At 77.7% G+C, this 14,257-nt stretch carries 10 protein-coding genes; 4 read left to right on the forward strand and 6 right to left on the reverse strand.

Features of this window, described 5'->3' with window-relative positions; all coding sequences use genetic code 11:
• The first annotated feature begins 6 nt into the window (after positions 1–6).
• Positions 7–3,018, forward strand: coding sequence for a DEAD/DEAH box helicase (locus tag EDC03_RS00650; RefSeq protein WP_123378286.1), 3,012 nt, complete (start codon positions 7–9; stop codon positions 3,016–3,018).
• 110 nt (positions 3,019–3,128) lie between these two features.
• Here the strand turns inward: EDC03_RS00650 and EDC03_RS00655 are convergent, their stop codons facing one another.
• On the reverse strand, positions 3,129–4,088 hold the full coding sequence (locus tag EDC03_RS00655) for a 5'-3' exonuclease (RefSeq protein ID WP_123378287.1): 960 nt from the start codon (positions 4,086–4,088) through the stop codon (positions 3,129–3,131).
• 112 nt (positions 4,089–4,200) lie between these two features.
• On the opposite strand from EDC03_RS00655, the gene EDC03_RS00660 reads away from it, so the two are divergent.
• A complete protein-coding gene (locus tag EDC03_RS00660; RefSeq protein ID WP_241966946.1) occupies positions 4,201–5,880 on the forward strand; it encodes an amidohydrolase in 1,680 nt (559 codons plus the stop codon).
• Positions 5,881–5,922: 42 nt separating this feature from the next.
• On the opposite strand, the gene EDC03_RS00665 is transcribed toward EDC03_RS00660, so the two are convergent.
• The 4 genes from EDC03_RS00665 to EDC03_RS00680 form a co-directional block, all read right to left on the reverse strand.
• Complete coding sequence (locus EDC03_RS00665; RefSeq protein WP_123378289.1) at positions 5,923–7,239, reverse strand: ROK family transcriptional regulator; 1,317 nt, start codon at positions 7,237–7,239, stop codon at positions 5,923–5,925.
• A gap of 105 nt (positions 7,240–7,344) precedes the next feature.
• Positions 7,345–8,571 carry a sugar ABC transporter permease gene (locus tag EDC03_RS00670; protein ID WP_422393779.1) on the reverse strand — a complete coding sequence of 409 codons (1,227 nt, stop codon included), beginning with the start codon at positions 8,569–8,571 and terminating at the stop codon, positions 7,345–7,347.
• Positions 8,572–8,699: 128 nt separating this feature from the next.
• Positions 8,700–9,515, reverse strand: a complete 816-nt coding sequence (locus tag EDC03_RS00675) for an ATP-binding cassette domain-containing protein (RefSeq protein ID WP_123378291.1) — start codon at positions 9,513–9,515, stop codon at positions 8,700–8,702.
• A 169-nt stretch (positions 9,516–9,684) separates the two neighbouring features.
• Positions 9,685–10,794, reverse strand: coding sequence for a sugar ABC transporter substrate-binding protein (locus tag EDC03_RS00680; RefSeq protein ID WP_123378292.1), 1,110 nt, complete (start codon positions 10,792–10,794; stop codon positions 9,685–9,687).
• Between the two features lie 598 nt (positions 10,795–11,392).
• Between EDC03_RS00680 and lnt the strand changes: the two genes are divergently transcribed.
• Positions 11,393–13,153 (forward strand): apolipoprotein N-acyltransferase, encoded by a 1,761-nt coding sequence (gene lnt, locus EDC03_RS00685; protein WP_123378293.1) that lies wholly within the window; start codon positions 11,393–11,395, stop codon positions 13,151–13,153.
• Complete coding sequence (locus EDC03_RS00690) at positions 13,150–13,704, forward strand: FxsA family protein (RefSeq protein ID WP_123378294.1); 555 nt, start codon at positions 13,150–13,152, stop codon at positions 13,702–13,704. Before lnt ends, EDC03_RS00690 begins: the two co-directional genes overlap by 4 nt.
• A gap of 178 nt (positions 13,705–13,882) precedes the next feature.
• Here EDC03_RS00690 and EDC03_RS00695 read toward each other — a convergent pair whose 3' ends face one another.
• Entirely contained in the window at positions 13,883–14,233 is a 351-nt protein-coding gene (locus tag EDC03_RS00695) for an RNA polymerase-binding protein RbpA (protein ID WP_123378295.1), read from the reverse strand.
• Positions 14,234–14,257 lie beyond the last annotated feature (24 nt).

Consider the following 14,257-nt stretch of genomic DNA (forward strand, 5'->3'; position numbering starts at 1 on the left):
GGCAGCATGCCGTCGCGACGCAACCGCCGCGGCGGGGCAGCCCCCGAGCGGGGCCCGGACCTCGACCCCGAGGTCGACGTCGTCGACCCGGCCGCCCGCTTCGCCGCCGCCCGCGCCCGCGCGCAGGCCGCCAAGGAGGGCCGCCTGGCCGAGGGCGTCACCGAGCTCGAGCGCTTCCGCGCCTCGCTGCCCTTCCGCCTCGACGACTTCCAGGTGCGCGCCTGCCGGGCGCTCGAGGAGGGCCGCGGCGTCCTCGTCGCCGCGCCCACCGGGGCCGGCAAGACGGTGGTCGGCGAGTTCGCCGTCCACCTCGCGCTGGCCCGCGGCCGCAAGGCGTTCTACACCGCGCCCATCAAGGCGCTGAGCAACCAGAAGCACGCCGAGCTCGTCGAGCGGCACGGCGCCGACCGGGTCGGGCTGCTGACGGGGGACGTCGTCGTCAACGGGGACGCGCCCGTCGTCGTCATGACGACCGAGGTCCTCCGCAACATGCTCTACGCGGGCTCCCCGGCGCTGGCCGGGCTCGGCTACGTCGTCATGGACGAGGTCCACTACCTCGCCGACCGCTTCCGCGGCCCGGTGTGGGAGGAGGTCATCCTCCACCTGCCCCAGGACGTGCGGATCGCCTCGCTGTCGGCCACCGTCAGCAACGCCGAGGAGTTCGGCGCCTGGCTGGACACGGTCCGCGGCGGCACGGAGGTCGTCGTCTCCGAGGTCCGCCCCGTGCCGCTGTGGCAGCACGTGCTCACCGGCCGCGACGGCCTCGTCGACCTCTTCGTCGGCGAGGCCGACCAGGCCGTGGCCGGCGGGTCCGTCGAGCAGGCCGACGGCGACGCCCGGCCGCAGGTCAACCCCGAGCTCACGGCGCTCGCGCGCGACGAGCAGCGCGGCGGCCGCACGACCGGCTCGCCGCCGCCCCGCGGTGGCCGTCGCCGTCGCGGGGGCTACCCGCCGCACCGGCCGAAGCACGCCGGCGGGGGCGGGGCCGACGCCCGGCCGTCGCAGCGCCCGCCCAGCCGCGCGCACGTCGTCGCCGCGCTCGACGACGCCGACCTCCTGCCGGCCATCACCTTCGTCTTCAGCCGCAACGGCTGCGACGCCGCCGTCCGGCAGTGCATGGCCGCGGGGCTGCGCCTCACGACGCCCGAGGACCGCCTCGAGATCCGCGCGGTCGTCGAGGCCGCCTGCGCCGACATCCCCGACACCGACCTCGCCGTCCTCGGCTACTGGGAGTGGCTCGAGGGCCTGCAGCGCGGCGTCGCGGCGCACCACGCCGGGCTCCTGCCGCGCTTCAAGGAGGTCGTCGAGGAGCTCTTCAGCCGGGGGCTCGTCAAGGCCGTCTTCGCCACGGAGACCCTGGCCCTCGGCATCAACATGCCGGCGCGGTCGGTCGTCCTCGAGAAGCTCGTCAAGTACGACGGCGAGAAGCACGCCGACATCACGCCGGGGGAGTACACGCAGCTCACCGGGCGCGCGGGCCGCCGGGGCATCGACGTCGAGGGCCACGCCGTCGTCCTGTGGCAGCCGGGCATCGACCCCGAGCACGTCGCGGGCCTCGCGAGCCGTCGCCTCTACCCGCTGCGGTCGCGCTTCCGCCCGACGTCGAACATGGCCGTCAACCTCGTCGGCGGCGTGGGCCGCGGACGGGCGCGCGAGATCCTCGAGACGTCGTTCGCGCAGTTCCAGGCCGACCGCGCCGTCGTCGGGCTGGCCCGCCGCGCGCGGACGCAGGAGGAGGCGCTGGACGGCTACGCCGAGGCGATGGCCTGCCACCTCGGCGACTTCGCCGAGTACGCCGCGCTGCGGCGCCGCATCTCCGAGCTGGAGAAGGAGGGCAGCCGTGAGGCCACCCGCCGCCGCCGCGCCGAGGTGCTCTCCTCGCTCGAGGGGCTGCAGGTCGGCGACGTCGTCCGCGTCCCCGGCGGGCGGCGCGCCGGCACCGCGGTCGTCCTCGACCCCGGGGCCGACGCCGGTCTCGAGGGGCCGCGCCCGACCGTCCTCACCGAGGACCGCGAGGTGCGGCGCCTGCAGCTGCAGGACGTGGCCGGGGCCGTGGAGGTGCTGGCCCGGGTGCGCGTCCGGCGCGACTTCAACGCCCGGGACGCCGGCGCGCGGCGCGACCTGGCCGGGGCCGCCCGGGCGGCGCTCGCCGAGGCCGACCCGCCCGCCCGGCAGCGGGGGCGCCGCCGCGACGACGGCCGCGGCGGCGACGCCGTGGAGACGGTCGAGGCGCTGCGCCGCGAGCTGCGCCGCCACCCCTGCCACGGCTGCCCCGACCGCGAGCAGCACGCCCGGTGGGCCGAGCGGTGGTCGCGGCTGCGGCAGGAGACCGACGGCCTCGTCCAGCGGATCGAGGGCCGCACGAGCGGTATCGCGCGCGTCTTCGACAAGGTGTGCGACCTCCTGCTCGAGCTCGGCTACCTCGCGCCCGTGCCCGTGGACGAGGCGGCTGCCGAGCCGGACGGCCGCCGGGCGGTCGACGAGGTCGCCGTCACGCCCGCGGGGCGCCGGCTCGGCCGGGTCTACGCCGAGAAGGACCTGCTCGTCGCGCAGTGCCTCCGCGAGGACGTGCTCGCGGGCCTCGACGGCCCCGGCGTGGCCGCCGTCGCCTCGGCTCTCGTCTTCGAGGCGCGGCGCGAGGAGGTCGGCACGGGGCCGCGGACGCCGTCCGGTGTCGTGGGCGAGGCGCTGCGCGCCGTCGTCGGCCTCTGGTCGGACCTCGAGGAGCGCGAGCGCGCCCACGGCCTGACGCCGACGTCGGCGCCCGACGTCGGGCTGGCGCTGCCGATGCAGCGGTGGGCCCGCGGGGCGTCGCTGCAGGAGGTGCTCGACGAGGCCGCCGGCCTCGAGCTCGGCGCGGGCGACTTCGTGCGCTGGTGCAAGCAGACGGTCGACCTGCTCGACCAGCTGGCCGGCGCGGCGGGGGACGACCCCCGCGGCCGCGAGGTCCGGGCGGCGGCGCTCGACGCCGTCGACCGCGTCCGCCGCGGCGTCGTGGCCTACTCCGTCGTCACCTGACCCGCCCCACCGACCCGGCCCGATCCCCCCGGTCTTCGTGGCCCTCCACCGCCCTGAGGGGTCCTCCCGCCGGTGGAAGGCCACGAGGACCGGGGACGGGGCGGGCGGGCTCAGTCGGGGAGGGCGTCGGTCGGCAGGCCGAGCGCCACGAGCAGGCGGCGCAGACTCGACGTGATGCCGTAGCGGCGGGCCAGGCGGGCCACCGCGTCCGGGTCGGCGACGGCCGTGGGCAGCGCGTCGTCGTGCGCGGGGAGGTCGGCGTCGCGCAGCACGCGGACGACGGCGGGCGCGGCGTCGAGGTAGTCGGCGGCCTCGGTGAGCCGGGCCAGCTGGGCCGGGCGGAACGAGGCGTCGCGGCGGGCGACGGCGTCCCGGACGCCGTCGAGGTCGCCGAAGCGCTCGAGCAGCGTCGAGGCCGTCTTCTCGCCGACGCCCGGCACGCCCGGGAGCCCGTCGCTCGGGTCGCCCCGCAGGACGGCGAGGTCGGCGTAGCGGTCGCCGTCCTCGACGCCGTACCGCTCGCGGAGACGGGCCGCGTCGACGACCTCGAGGTCGCGGATGCCGCGGGAGGTGTAGAGGACGAGCACCTGGTCGCCCTCGTCGCCGCCGCCCGCGAGCTGGAAGAGGTCGCGGTCGCCGGTGACGACCTCGACCCGCCGGCCGGCGGCCACGGCGCGCGTCGTGAGGGTGCCGATGACGTCGTCGGCCTCGCAGCCCGGTGCCCCGACGCGGGGGACGCCGACGGCGGCCAGCGCCTCGGCGATGACGGGCACCTGCGGGCCCAGCGTGCGGGGGGCGTCCTCGCCGCCGTCGGCCGCGACGCGGTGCTCCTTGTAGGAGGGCACCGCCTCGACGCGCCAGGCCGGCCGCCAGTCGTCGTCCCAGCAGGCGACGAGGCCGGCGGGGCGGCGGTCCGCGACGAGCCGCGCCGTCATGTCGAGGAAGCCCCGCAGCGCGTTGACCGGCGTCCCGTCGGGGGCGGCGACCGAGTCGGGGATGCCGTGGTAGGCGCGGAAGTACATCGACGCGGCGTCCAGCAGGAGCAGCGGCGCGTCCGGGCGGCGGTCCATGCGCGGGAGCCTAGGACGCCGGGACGACGGTCCCCGCCGCCGCGCCCCCGTCCGTCGTGCGGCGCGGGCGCCCCGGCGGGAGCGGGCGCCGCGGGCACGGCAGACTCCCGCCGTGACCAGCGCAGCCGTCCCCGCCGACGCGGCGCCCCGCCGCGTCCTCTACCTCGCAGCCTCCGTCTACAGCCCCGCGGACCCCTTCGCGACGGCCGTCCTCGTCGAGGGCGACCGGGTCGCGTGGGTCGGCTCCGAGGAGGCCGCGGAGGCGCAGCGGGCCCGCGCCGACGTCGTCGTCGAGGCCCCGGACGCGCTCGTCACGCCCGCCTTCGTCGACGCCCACGTCCACGTCACGGAGACGGGTCTCGCCCTCGAGGGCCTCGACCTCACGGCCGTGGGCGACGCGGGGGCACTGCTGGCCGCCGTCGCCGACGCCGCCCGCCGCAGCCCCGGCGCCGTCGTCCGCGGCCACGGCTGGGACGACGCCGCCTGGGCCGGGCCGCTGCCCACCCGCGCCGAGCTGGACCGGGCCGCCGACGGCGCCGAGGTGCTGCTCTCGCGGGTCGACGTGCACTCCGCCCTCGTCTCGACGGCGCTGGCCGAGCGGGCGGGGCTGCGCGACGGCGGCGGCACCGAGGGGTGGGACGGCGGGGCGCTCGTGACCCTCGCGGCGCACGACGCCGCCCGCGACGCCGGCCGTCGCCTCACCCCGGCCGAGCGCGGGCGGGCCCAGCGGCGCGCCCTCGACGCCGCCGCCGCCACGGGCGTCGCCGCCGTCACCGAGTGCGCCGCACCGCACGTCGGCTCGCCGGACGACCTGCGCTCGCTGCGGGCGCTCTCCGACGCCGGCGACGTCCCCGAGGTGCTCGCCTACTGGGGCGCGCTCGCCACCGACGAGGCGTCGGCCCGCGCGGCGCTCGCCGACGTCGAGGGCGCCGGCGTCCTCGGCCTCGCGGGGGACCTCTGCGTCGACGGCTCGTACGGCTCGCGGACGGCGTGGCTGCGCGCGCCGTACGCGGACCTCGAGGGCACCGGCCTGCCGGTGGACCACCGGGGCGACCCCCACCTCGACGCCGCGCAGGTGGCCGCCCACCTCGTCGCCTGCACCCGCGTCGGCGTCCAGGGCGGCTTCCACGTCATCGGGGACGCCGCCGCGGACGCCCTCATCGAGGGCCTGCTCGCCGCCGAGCGGGAGGTCGGCACGCCCGCGCTCGCCGGCGCCCGCCACCGTGTCGAGCACCTCGAGGCCGTGGACGCCCGCGTCGTCGCCGAGCTGGCCCGCCTCGGTGTCGTCGCCAGCGTCCAGCCCGCCTTCGACGCCGTCTGGGGCGGTCCGGACCGGCTCTACGCCAGCCGCCTCGGCGTCGAGCGCGCCACCGCCCTCAACCCCTTCGCGGCCCTGGCCTCGGCCGGCCTGCCCCTGGCGCTGGGCTCGGACAGCCCGGTGACGCCCGTCGACCCGTGGGCGGGGGTGGCCGCGGCGGCGTCGCCGTCCACCGCCGGCCACGGGCTGTCGGCCCGCGCCGCCTTCCTCGCCGGCACCCGCGGCGGCTGGCGCGCGGCGCGGCGCGAGGGCGAGGGCGTCCTCGTCCCCGGCGCCCTCGCCACCCTCGCCGTGTGGTCCGTCGGCGACCTCGTCGTCCAGGCCGCCGACAGCCGTGTCTCCAGCTGGAGCACCGACCCGCGCTCCGGCGTCCCCGGCCTGCCCGACCTCTCCCCGGGCGCCCCGCGCCCGCGCTGCCTGCGGACGCTGCGCGCCGGCCGGGTCCTCCACGACGCCGGCGAGCTCGCGGCCTGACGGGTCCCGCCCCTGACGTCCCCGGCGGACCCGCCGGAGGCGTCAGGGGGCGACGGCGAGGTGCGCCGCGGGGAGCAGCGGGTCCGCGAGGAGCGGGGCGAGGGCCACCTCGGCCGCCCCGACGAGCGTCGAGCCCGTGCCGAGCCCCGCGGGACGGACGTCGACGTGCCCCCGCAGCGCGGGCAGGACGAGGCGGTCGACCCAGGGCATGACGTCGTCCTCGACGGCCGGCCAGAGGTCCTGCCACAGGCCCGCGCCGAGCAGCACCGCCCGCGGGTCGAAGACGTTGACGATGCTCGCGAGGCCCCGGGCGAAGGAGCGCGAGACGCGGTCCCGGGTACGACGGGCCGCCACGCCGCCGCGGTCGAGCCGCTCGAGGACGCGGGCGGCGACGTCGGGCGCGTCCGCGTCGAGGTCGAGCGGCGCCGCCCAGGCCGACGCCTGGCTCTCCGACTCCCAGCACCCGCGGCTGCCGCAGTGGCAGGCGCGGCCCTCGGGGTCGACGCCGATGTGCCCGACCTCGCCCGCGAAGCCGTGCCGGCCCGTGAGCCGGTTGCCGCCGCTGATGATCCCGCTGCCGAGGCCCCAGGTGCCGCAGAGGTAGACGACGTCCGTGGTGGACCGGGCGCCGCCGCGCAGGTGCTCCGCGACGACGCCGAGGTCGGCGTCGTTCCCGAGCTCCACGGGCAGCCGGCGGCCGAGCGCGGCCGCCAGCGCGTCCGCGAGGGCGTCGCCGAAGGGCGCCTCGACCCAGCCGAGGTGGGGGGCGAGGCCGACGACGCCGGTGCCGGCCCGGACGGTGCCCGGGACGGCCGCGCCGACGCCGACCAGCCGCGCCCGGTCCGCCGCCGTCGGGACCAGCCGCGCCGCCAGCGACGCGGCGGCCGAGGCCGCGCGCGCGGGGCCGACGACGGCGGGCAGGTCGTCGTCGAGGCGGCCGAGGACCTCGCCGCCGAGGCCGACGAGCGCCACCCGCACGCGGTGGACGTCGGCGTAGACGGCCAGCACGGTGGGGGATCCGGGCGCGGGCCGCACGAGGAGCGACGGCCGGCCCACGCCGCGGCCCGACGAGGCGTCGGGCCGGCGCTCGACGAGGAGACCGGCCTCGACCATGTCGCCGACGAGGTCGCCGACGGTGGAGCGGGAGAGCGCCAGCGTCGTCGTCAGCTGCGCCCGGCTCACCGCCCCCGCGTGGTGCACGGCCTGGAGGACGGCGCTGAGGTTGTGCCGACGGAGGTCGTCGACGCCGCGGCCGGTCGGCCCCCGGCGTCCGGCGGCGCCCCGCAGGCCCACGGCGCGGCCCGGTCCGGAGCGGCCGGGGGTCCCCGGCGGGGAGGTGGGGGCGGGCGGGGCGGGCACCCCCTCAGGATGCCCGCCCCCGACGTCCGGCCCGGCCGGCGTCACCGCGTCACCGCCCCGACGGCGGCCGCCCGGGAGCCGGGCGGCCGCACGAGGCGGCCCACGTCAGCGTCCGGCGGAGGAGCGCCGGCGCCGCGAGACGGCGTCGACGGCCGCGGCGAGGAGGAGCACCGCGCCGGTGACGAGGAAGTTGACGTACGCCTGCTGCCCGAGGAGACCGAGCCCGTTGGCGATGACGGCGATGACGAGCCCGCCGATGACGGCGTTGCTCACCTTGCCGCGGCCGCCGAAGAGGCTCGTGCCGCCGATGACCGCGGCGCCGACGCCGAGCAGCAGCGTGTTGCCGCCGCCCGAGCCGGGCGCCACGGAGTTGAGGCGGGAGGCGTCGATGATCCCGGCGAGGGCGGCCAGCGTGGAGCCGACCATGAACACCGAGATGCGGATGCGCAGGACGTCGATGCCGGCGCGGCGGGCGGCCTCGGGGTTGCCGCCGACGGCGTACACGTGGCGGCCGTAGGCCGTGCGGCCCAGCACGAGCGACAGGACGACGAGCAGCACCGCGATGAGCGGCACCGACCAGGGCATGCCCGCGAGGACGATGCTCGGGACGCGGGCGCGGTTCTGGGAGAGCACCGCGGTGACGGCGAGCACGGCCACGGCCACGGCGGCGACGCGGAGGACGACGACGCCGAGGTTGTCGCGGGTCAGCCCGCGACGCCGCTGGCCGGACCACTTGCGGAGGCTCAGGGCGGCGTACGCGACGACCGCGACGACGGCGAGCACCCAGCCGAGGACGACCGGCACGTTGCCGTTGGCGATGGCCACGACGACGGGGTCGCGGACGGCGATGGTGCCGCCCTGGCCGATGAGGCGCAGCGTGACGCCCTGCAGCCCGAGGAAGAGCGCCAGCGTCACGACGAAGCTCGGGATGCCGACCTTGGCGACGAAGAGCCCGATGAGCGTGCCGATGACGAGACCGGTGAGGAGGCCGGCCAGCACGCCGACGAACCAGGGCAGGCCCGCCTGGCCGAGGACGAGGGCCATGACGGCCGCCGAGGCACCGCCCGCGACGCCGGCCGAGAGGTCGATGTCGCCGAGCAGGAGGACGAAGGTCAGGCCCATCGCGAGGACGACGATGGACGACGCCTGCACGAGGAGGTTGGCCACGTTGCCGGCGGTGGGGAAGGTCTCGGGGCGCAGCACCGAGAAGAGGACGAGCAGCACGCCGAGCCCGAGCAGCGCCGGGAGCGATCCGATGTCGCCGCCCTTGAGGCGTGCGACGTACGCGTCGACGCCCTCGCGGAAGGTCGGGGCCTTCGCCGGCTCGGCCAGGGGGCTGCTGCCGCCCGTGGCACGCGCCAGCTCGACGATGCGGGCCTGCTCGGCGGACAGCTGCCCGCGGTCGCCGTCGGTGCCGGCGGTCGCGGGGGCGGGGGTCTGGTGGCTCACGGGGGGCTCCTTCACAGCGCCGCGGTCGGGGAGGCGCCGGTGACGGCCGGCTGCAGGCCCAGGTCGCCGGAGCGGCCCGTGGTGATGAGCTCGACGACCTGGCTGCTCGTGACGTCGCGGGTGCGGACCGTCGCGGCCGAGCGGCCGAGGTAGAGCGCCGTGATCGAGTCGGCGACCTCGAAGACGTCGCCGAGGTTGTGGCTGATGAGGACGACGCCGAGGCCGTTGTCCGCGAGCCGCCGGACGAGGTCGAGGACCTGCCGGGTCTGCGCGACGCCGAGGGCCGCCGTCGGCTCGTCGAGGAGCACGACGCGCGAGTTCCACAGGACGGCCTTCGCGATGGCGACGGTCTGACGCTGGCCGCCGGACAGGCTCGCGACGAGCTGGCGGACCGAGCGGATGGTGCGGACGGACAGGCTCGCGAGGGTCTGGCGCGCCAGCTCCTCCATCGTCGTCTCGTCGAGGAGGCCGCCGGCCTTCTTCTCGCGGCCGAGGAACATGTTCTGGACGACGTCGAGGTTGTCGCACAGCGCGAGGTCCTGGTACACGACCTCGATGCCGAGGTCGGCCGGGTCCTTGGGGCCCGTCACCGTGACGGGGCGGCCCTCGAAGCGGTACTCGCCCGCGTCGGTCGTGTAGATGCCGGCGACGCACTTGACGAGGGTCGACTTGCCTGCGCCGTTGTCGCCGACGAGGGCCGTCACCTCCCCGGCGCGCACGTCCAGGTCGACACCGTGCAGGACCTGCACGGCGCCGAAGCTCTTGTCGATGCCGCGCAGCGAGAGCAGCGGCTCGCCGGCGTCCGGCGGGGTGGGGGGGTGGCTCACGGAGGTCCTCCTCGTCGAGGCCGGGTCAGAGCGGAGGGGGGAGCGGGGCGTCGGTCGGCGCCGGGGCCCACGGGCGGGCACGACGGCGCGTCCCGCGGGGGCTGCCCGCGGGACGCGACGTCGTCGTGCCCGGTCGTGCGGTGGTGCGGTCGAGCGGTGGGACCTCGGGTCAGGAGATCCCGAGCTCGGTGCAGTCGGCCGCGAAGTCGCCGGTGCACAGCTCCTCGGCCGTGACGAAGCCGTCGTCGACGACCGTCTTGACGTTGTCGCGGGTGATGGCCTGCGGCTCGAGGAGGATGGAGGCCACGTCGCGGCCGCCGGTCTCGTCGCGGACGGTGCCCGTGGTGGGGGGCTCCTCGCCGTTGATGAGGGCGATCGCCGTGTCCGCGAGGCCCTGCGCCTCGTCGGTGACGGCCTTGTAGACCGTCATGCACTGGGTGCCGGCGAGGATGTTCTGCAGCCCCTGGACCGTCGCGTCCTGGCCCGTGACCGGGACCTGGCCCGCGAGGCCGTTCTTGGCGAGGATCGAGATGGCCGCGTTGCCGAGGCCGTCGTTGGCGGCGAGGACGCCGTCGATCTCGCCGGCCTGCGTGAGCATCTGCTCGAAGATCGTCGCGGCCTGCTGGTTGTCCCAGTCCGGGACGGCCTGCTCGGCGACGACGGTGTAGTCGGTCATCGGGTCGAGGACGCTGTGGGCGCCCTCGGCGAACAGCGTCGCGTTGTTGTCCGTGGGCGAGCCGTTGAGGTAGACGATGTCGGCCGCCTCGGCGCCGAGGCAGTCCGCCAGGCCCTGGCCCTGCAGCTCGCCGACGACGGTGTTGTCGAAGGAGACGTAGTAGTCGGCCGAGCCGCCCAGCGTGAGCCGGTCGTAGTCGATCGTCTGGACGCCGGCCTGCTTGGCCTTGGCCTCGATGGCGGCGCCCGAGTCGGAGTCGAGGTTGACGATGGCGAGGACCTGGACGCCCTGCGTGATCATCTGGTCGGCGATGGTCTGCATGCCGGCCGCGTCGCCCTGGGCGTTCTGGATGACGGCGTTGATGCCCGCGTCCTCGAAGGCGGCCTCGAGCAGCGGCTGGTCGAAGCTCTCCCAGCGGGCCGAGGACTCGGTGTCGGGGAGGATGACGCCCACCTGGGGCGAGTCCGAGCCGCCGCCGGTGCTGCTGCCGCCCGTGGCGCTGCCGCCGCCGGCGGTGGTCCCGCCGTCCGAGCCGCAGGCGCCGGCCAGCAGGACGACGGCCGCCGCGCTCGCCGCGCACAGGGCCCTGGTACGTGCCTTCATGGATGCTCCCTCGCATCGTGACCCCCGGGTCGCCGTCGGCCCGGGATAAGTCGCGAGCCCGAACATATGCACGTCCGGGCCGATCGCGAAGGCTCGTGACGAGATCGTGACCTCGGGTCGCCCGCTCGGGGGGTCGTGGCCGCGCGGCCGCGACCGCGAGCACGCCCGACGACGCCGGTGCGCGGGACCCCGCCGACACGCCGCACGACACGCCGGGGGAGCCGGCCGGGGCCAGGTCACGGACGGGTCTCGCCACGTCGCGCTGACCTGCGGCGACGGGACGTCGTCGCAGGTCAGAGGGGGTCTCCGGGTCGACCGCGGGCGGTTGACAGGGCAGCCCTGCCGAGTACTTTCGTCGTCAGCCACCGGAGCCCACGGGTCGAGGTGGAGCAGCGACGGCCCCCGCCCGCCCCGTAGACAACGTCCCGCAGACCCCGGCGCCACCGAGGCTCGGACGGACCGAAGGGCGGGCGGGGTCCGTCCGCCGCCCGCACCGCCGCGGTCGGCGCCGCCCCTCCCGGCGAGGGCCGCCGCGGACACCCACGACCCGGCCCGCGCCCCGGGGACGTCCAGGTCCAGCACCTACCCTGGCCGCGTGATGGTCCGCCTGTCCCCGACGGCCCGCGTCCTCGCGGCCGTCCTCGGCGGCCTCGCGCTCTCGGCCGCCTTCCCCGGCACCGACTGGTGGTGGACGGCCGTCCCGGGCGTCGCCCTCCTCGTCGTCGCCGTGGCCGGCGCCGGCGTCCGCGCGGGGCTCGGCCTCGGCCTGCTGCACGGCCTGGCCTTCTTCCTCGTCCTCCTGCGCTGGACCGCGGAGTTCGTCGGCCCCGTGGCGCACGCCCTCGCCGTGCTGCAGGCCGGCTTCGTGGCCCTCGCCGGGGCGCTCCTCGTCCTCGTGCTGCGCCTCGGGACGCCGCCGCACCGGGTCGGCCACGGGTGGGCGGCGTCCGGCGCCGTCCGGCTGTGCCTTCAGGCCGCCGCGGCCGGCGCGGTCTGGACGGGCACCGAGGCGCTGAGGGCCCGCCTCCCCTTCGGGGGCTTCGGCTGGGGCCGGCTCGCCTTCAGCCAGGCCGACGCCCCCACCCTGGGCCTCGCCGCGCTCGGCGGGGCGCCGCTCGTCACCTTCGCCGTCGCCACCGCCGGCGCCGCCCTCGGCCTGGGCCTGCTGCGCCTGGCGCTGCTCGTGGGGGAGCGCCGGGCCGCCCGGGCGCACCGCACGTCGCCGTCCTCGATGACGCCCCGCCGCACCGAGGGGAGCCGCCGGGTGCGGGGCCGCCGTCCGGCCGTCGTCGTCCCGCTCGTCCTCGCGGCGGGCCTCGTGCTCGTCGGGGCGGCCGTGCCGCGGCCCACCGGGGCGGAGGCGGGGACGCTCGTCGTCGCGGGGGTGCAGGGCGACGTCGCCGAGCCGGGCCTGGAGTTCAACGCCGAGCGGCGCGCCGTCCTCGACAACCACGTGCAGGGGACCCTGCGCCTCGCCGAGCAGGTGGCGGCAGGCGAGGTGCCGCAGCCGGACGTCGTCGTCTGGCCGGAGAACGCGAGCGACATCGACCCCTTCGCCAACCCCGACGCCGCCGCGCAGATCCGCCGGGCGGCCGAGGCCGTGGGGGCGCCGGTCCTCGTCGGCACGCTCGTCCGCGGCACCGTGGGCACCGGGCTCCCCGAGACCGGCCCCGGGGACGACGGGCTGCGCAACGTCGTCCTCGAGTGGGACCCGGAGACGGGCCCCGGCCAGGCCTACGCCAAGCGGCACCCCGTGCCCTTCGCCGAGTACGTGCCCTACCGCGACGTCTTCCGGATGTTCAGCTCGCAGGTCGACCTCGTGCGCGCGGACATGGTCCCCGGCACGGAGCCGGGCGTCTTCGACGTCGCGGGCAGCCGCCTCGGCGTCCTCATCTGCTTCGAGCCGGTGGAGGGCGACCTCGTCGACGACGTCGTCCGCGCCGGCGCGCAGATGCTCGTCGTGCCGACGAACAACGCGACCTTCGGGTTCACCGACGAGAGCGTCCAGCAGCTGGCCATCTCCCGCGTGCGCGCGGTGGAGGAAGGACGGGCCGTGGCCCACATCTCGACCGTGGGGGTCTCGACGATCGTCGCCCCGGACGGCAGCACGGGGCGCCGGACGGCGCTCTACACCCCGGACGTCGTCGTGGGCGAGGTGCCGCTGCGCACCTCCCTCACCCTCGCCGCCCGCGTCGGGCAGTGGCCCGAGCTGGTCCTCTCCCTCGCCGGGGCGGCCGCGGCCCTCGCGGGCGCGGCGACGACGGCCCGGCGCCGGCGGGACCGCCCGGCCCCGGGCGGCGGCCGCCGTCACGACGACGCCGTCCCGCCCGTCCCCGCGGGCGCCGGAGGCCCCCGGTGAGCCGGGCGACCCCGGGCGCGCGGCCGGCCCGGCGCCGCCGCTGGCTGCTCGCGGTGCCGCCGCTCGTCGTCCTCGTCGAGCTGGTGGGCATCCTCCTCGTCGGCGAGGCGGTCGGGGCGGGGTGGACGCTGCTGCTGCTGCTCGCGGGCGCCGTCCTCGGCGGTGTGCTGCTCGTCCGCGGCGGGATCGGCGGTGCCCGGCGCGCGGTCGAGCACGCCCGGCAGCGCGGGACGGCCGAGGGCACGGGACGCGAGCTCGCCGACGCCGGCCTGCTGTCCCTGGGCGCGCTGCTGCTCGTCCTGCCGGGCTTCGTCTCCGACGTCGTCGGGCTGCTCTGCGTCCTGCCCTTCACCCGTCCGCTCGTGCGACGCCTGCTGGGTGCGGCGGCCGCGGCGACGGCGTACCGCGTCGTCGGCGTCCGACGCGGCGACGTCGTCGCCGGACGGGTCGTCCTCCGGCCCGACGCGGGGGGCCCCGGCAGCGCAGGGCCCGTCGTGGGCCGGGTCCTGCCCCCGGGCGAGGACCCCTCCGGGCCGCGGCCCGGCGCCTGACCCGCGGCGGCGCCGGCCCGGGTCCCGCACGACGAGGGCACGACCAGGGCACGACGGAGGCACGACGAAGGCCGCACCCCGAGGGGTGCGGCCTTCGTCGTCGCGCCGGGGCGCGGACCCGGGTGTCAGGGGGCCGGGCGCAGGTGCCGGGAGGGCGGCCGGGGCCGCCTGCCGCCGGTCAGGCCGTGCGCTTGGCGTGCAGCAGACCGCTGCGCAGGAGCTCCAGGCGCTCGTCGAGCAGCACCTGCAGGTCCTCCTTGCTCCGGCGCTCCAGGAGCATGTCCCAGTGCGTGCGCGCCGGCTTGGTCGGCTTCTCCTCCGGGCGCGAGGCGTCCAGGAGGAGGGCCTGCTCGCCGCACCGGCACTCCCACAGCGCAGGCACGTCGGCCTCCACGGACAGCGGGACGACGGTGCGGTGGTCGTTCGGGCAGACGTACTCCTTCATCTGCCGCGGCGCCGGCTCCACGCCGGCGTCGGACTCCAGGCTCGCTGCGCCCAGTCGGGTGCCCCTCAGGCTCCGGTCGGCCATGCGTCAGCCACCTCCATCTCTGCG

Source organism: Pseudokineococcus lusitanus (assembly GCF_003751265.1).
Classification (GTDB): Bacteria; Actinomycetota; Actinomycetes; order Actinomycetales; family Quadrisphaeraceae; genus Pseudokineococcus; species Pseudokineococcus lusitanus.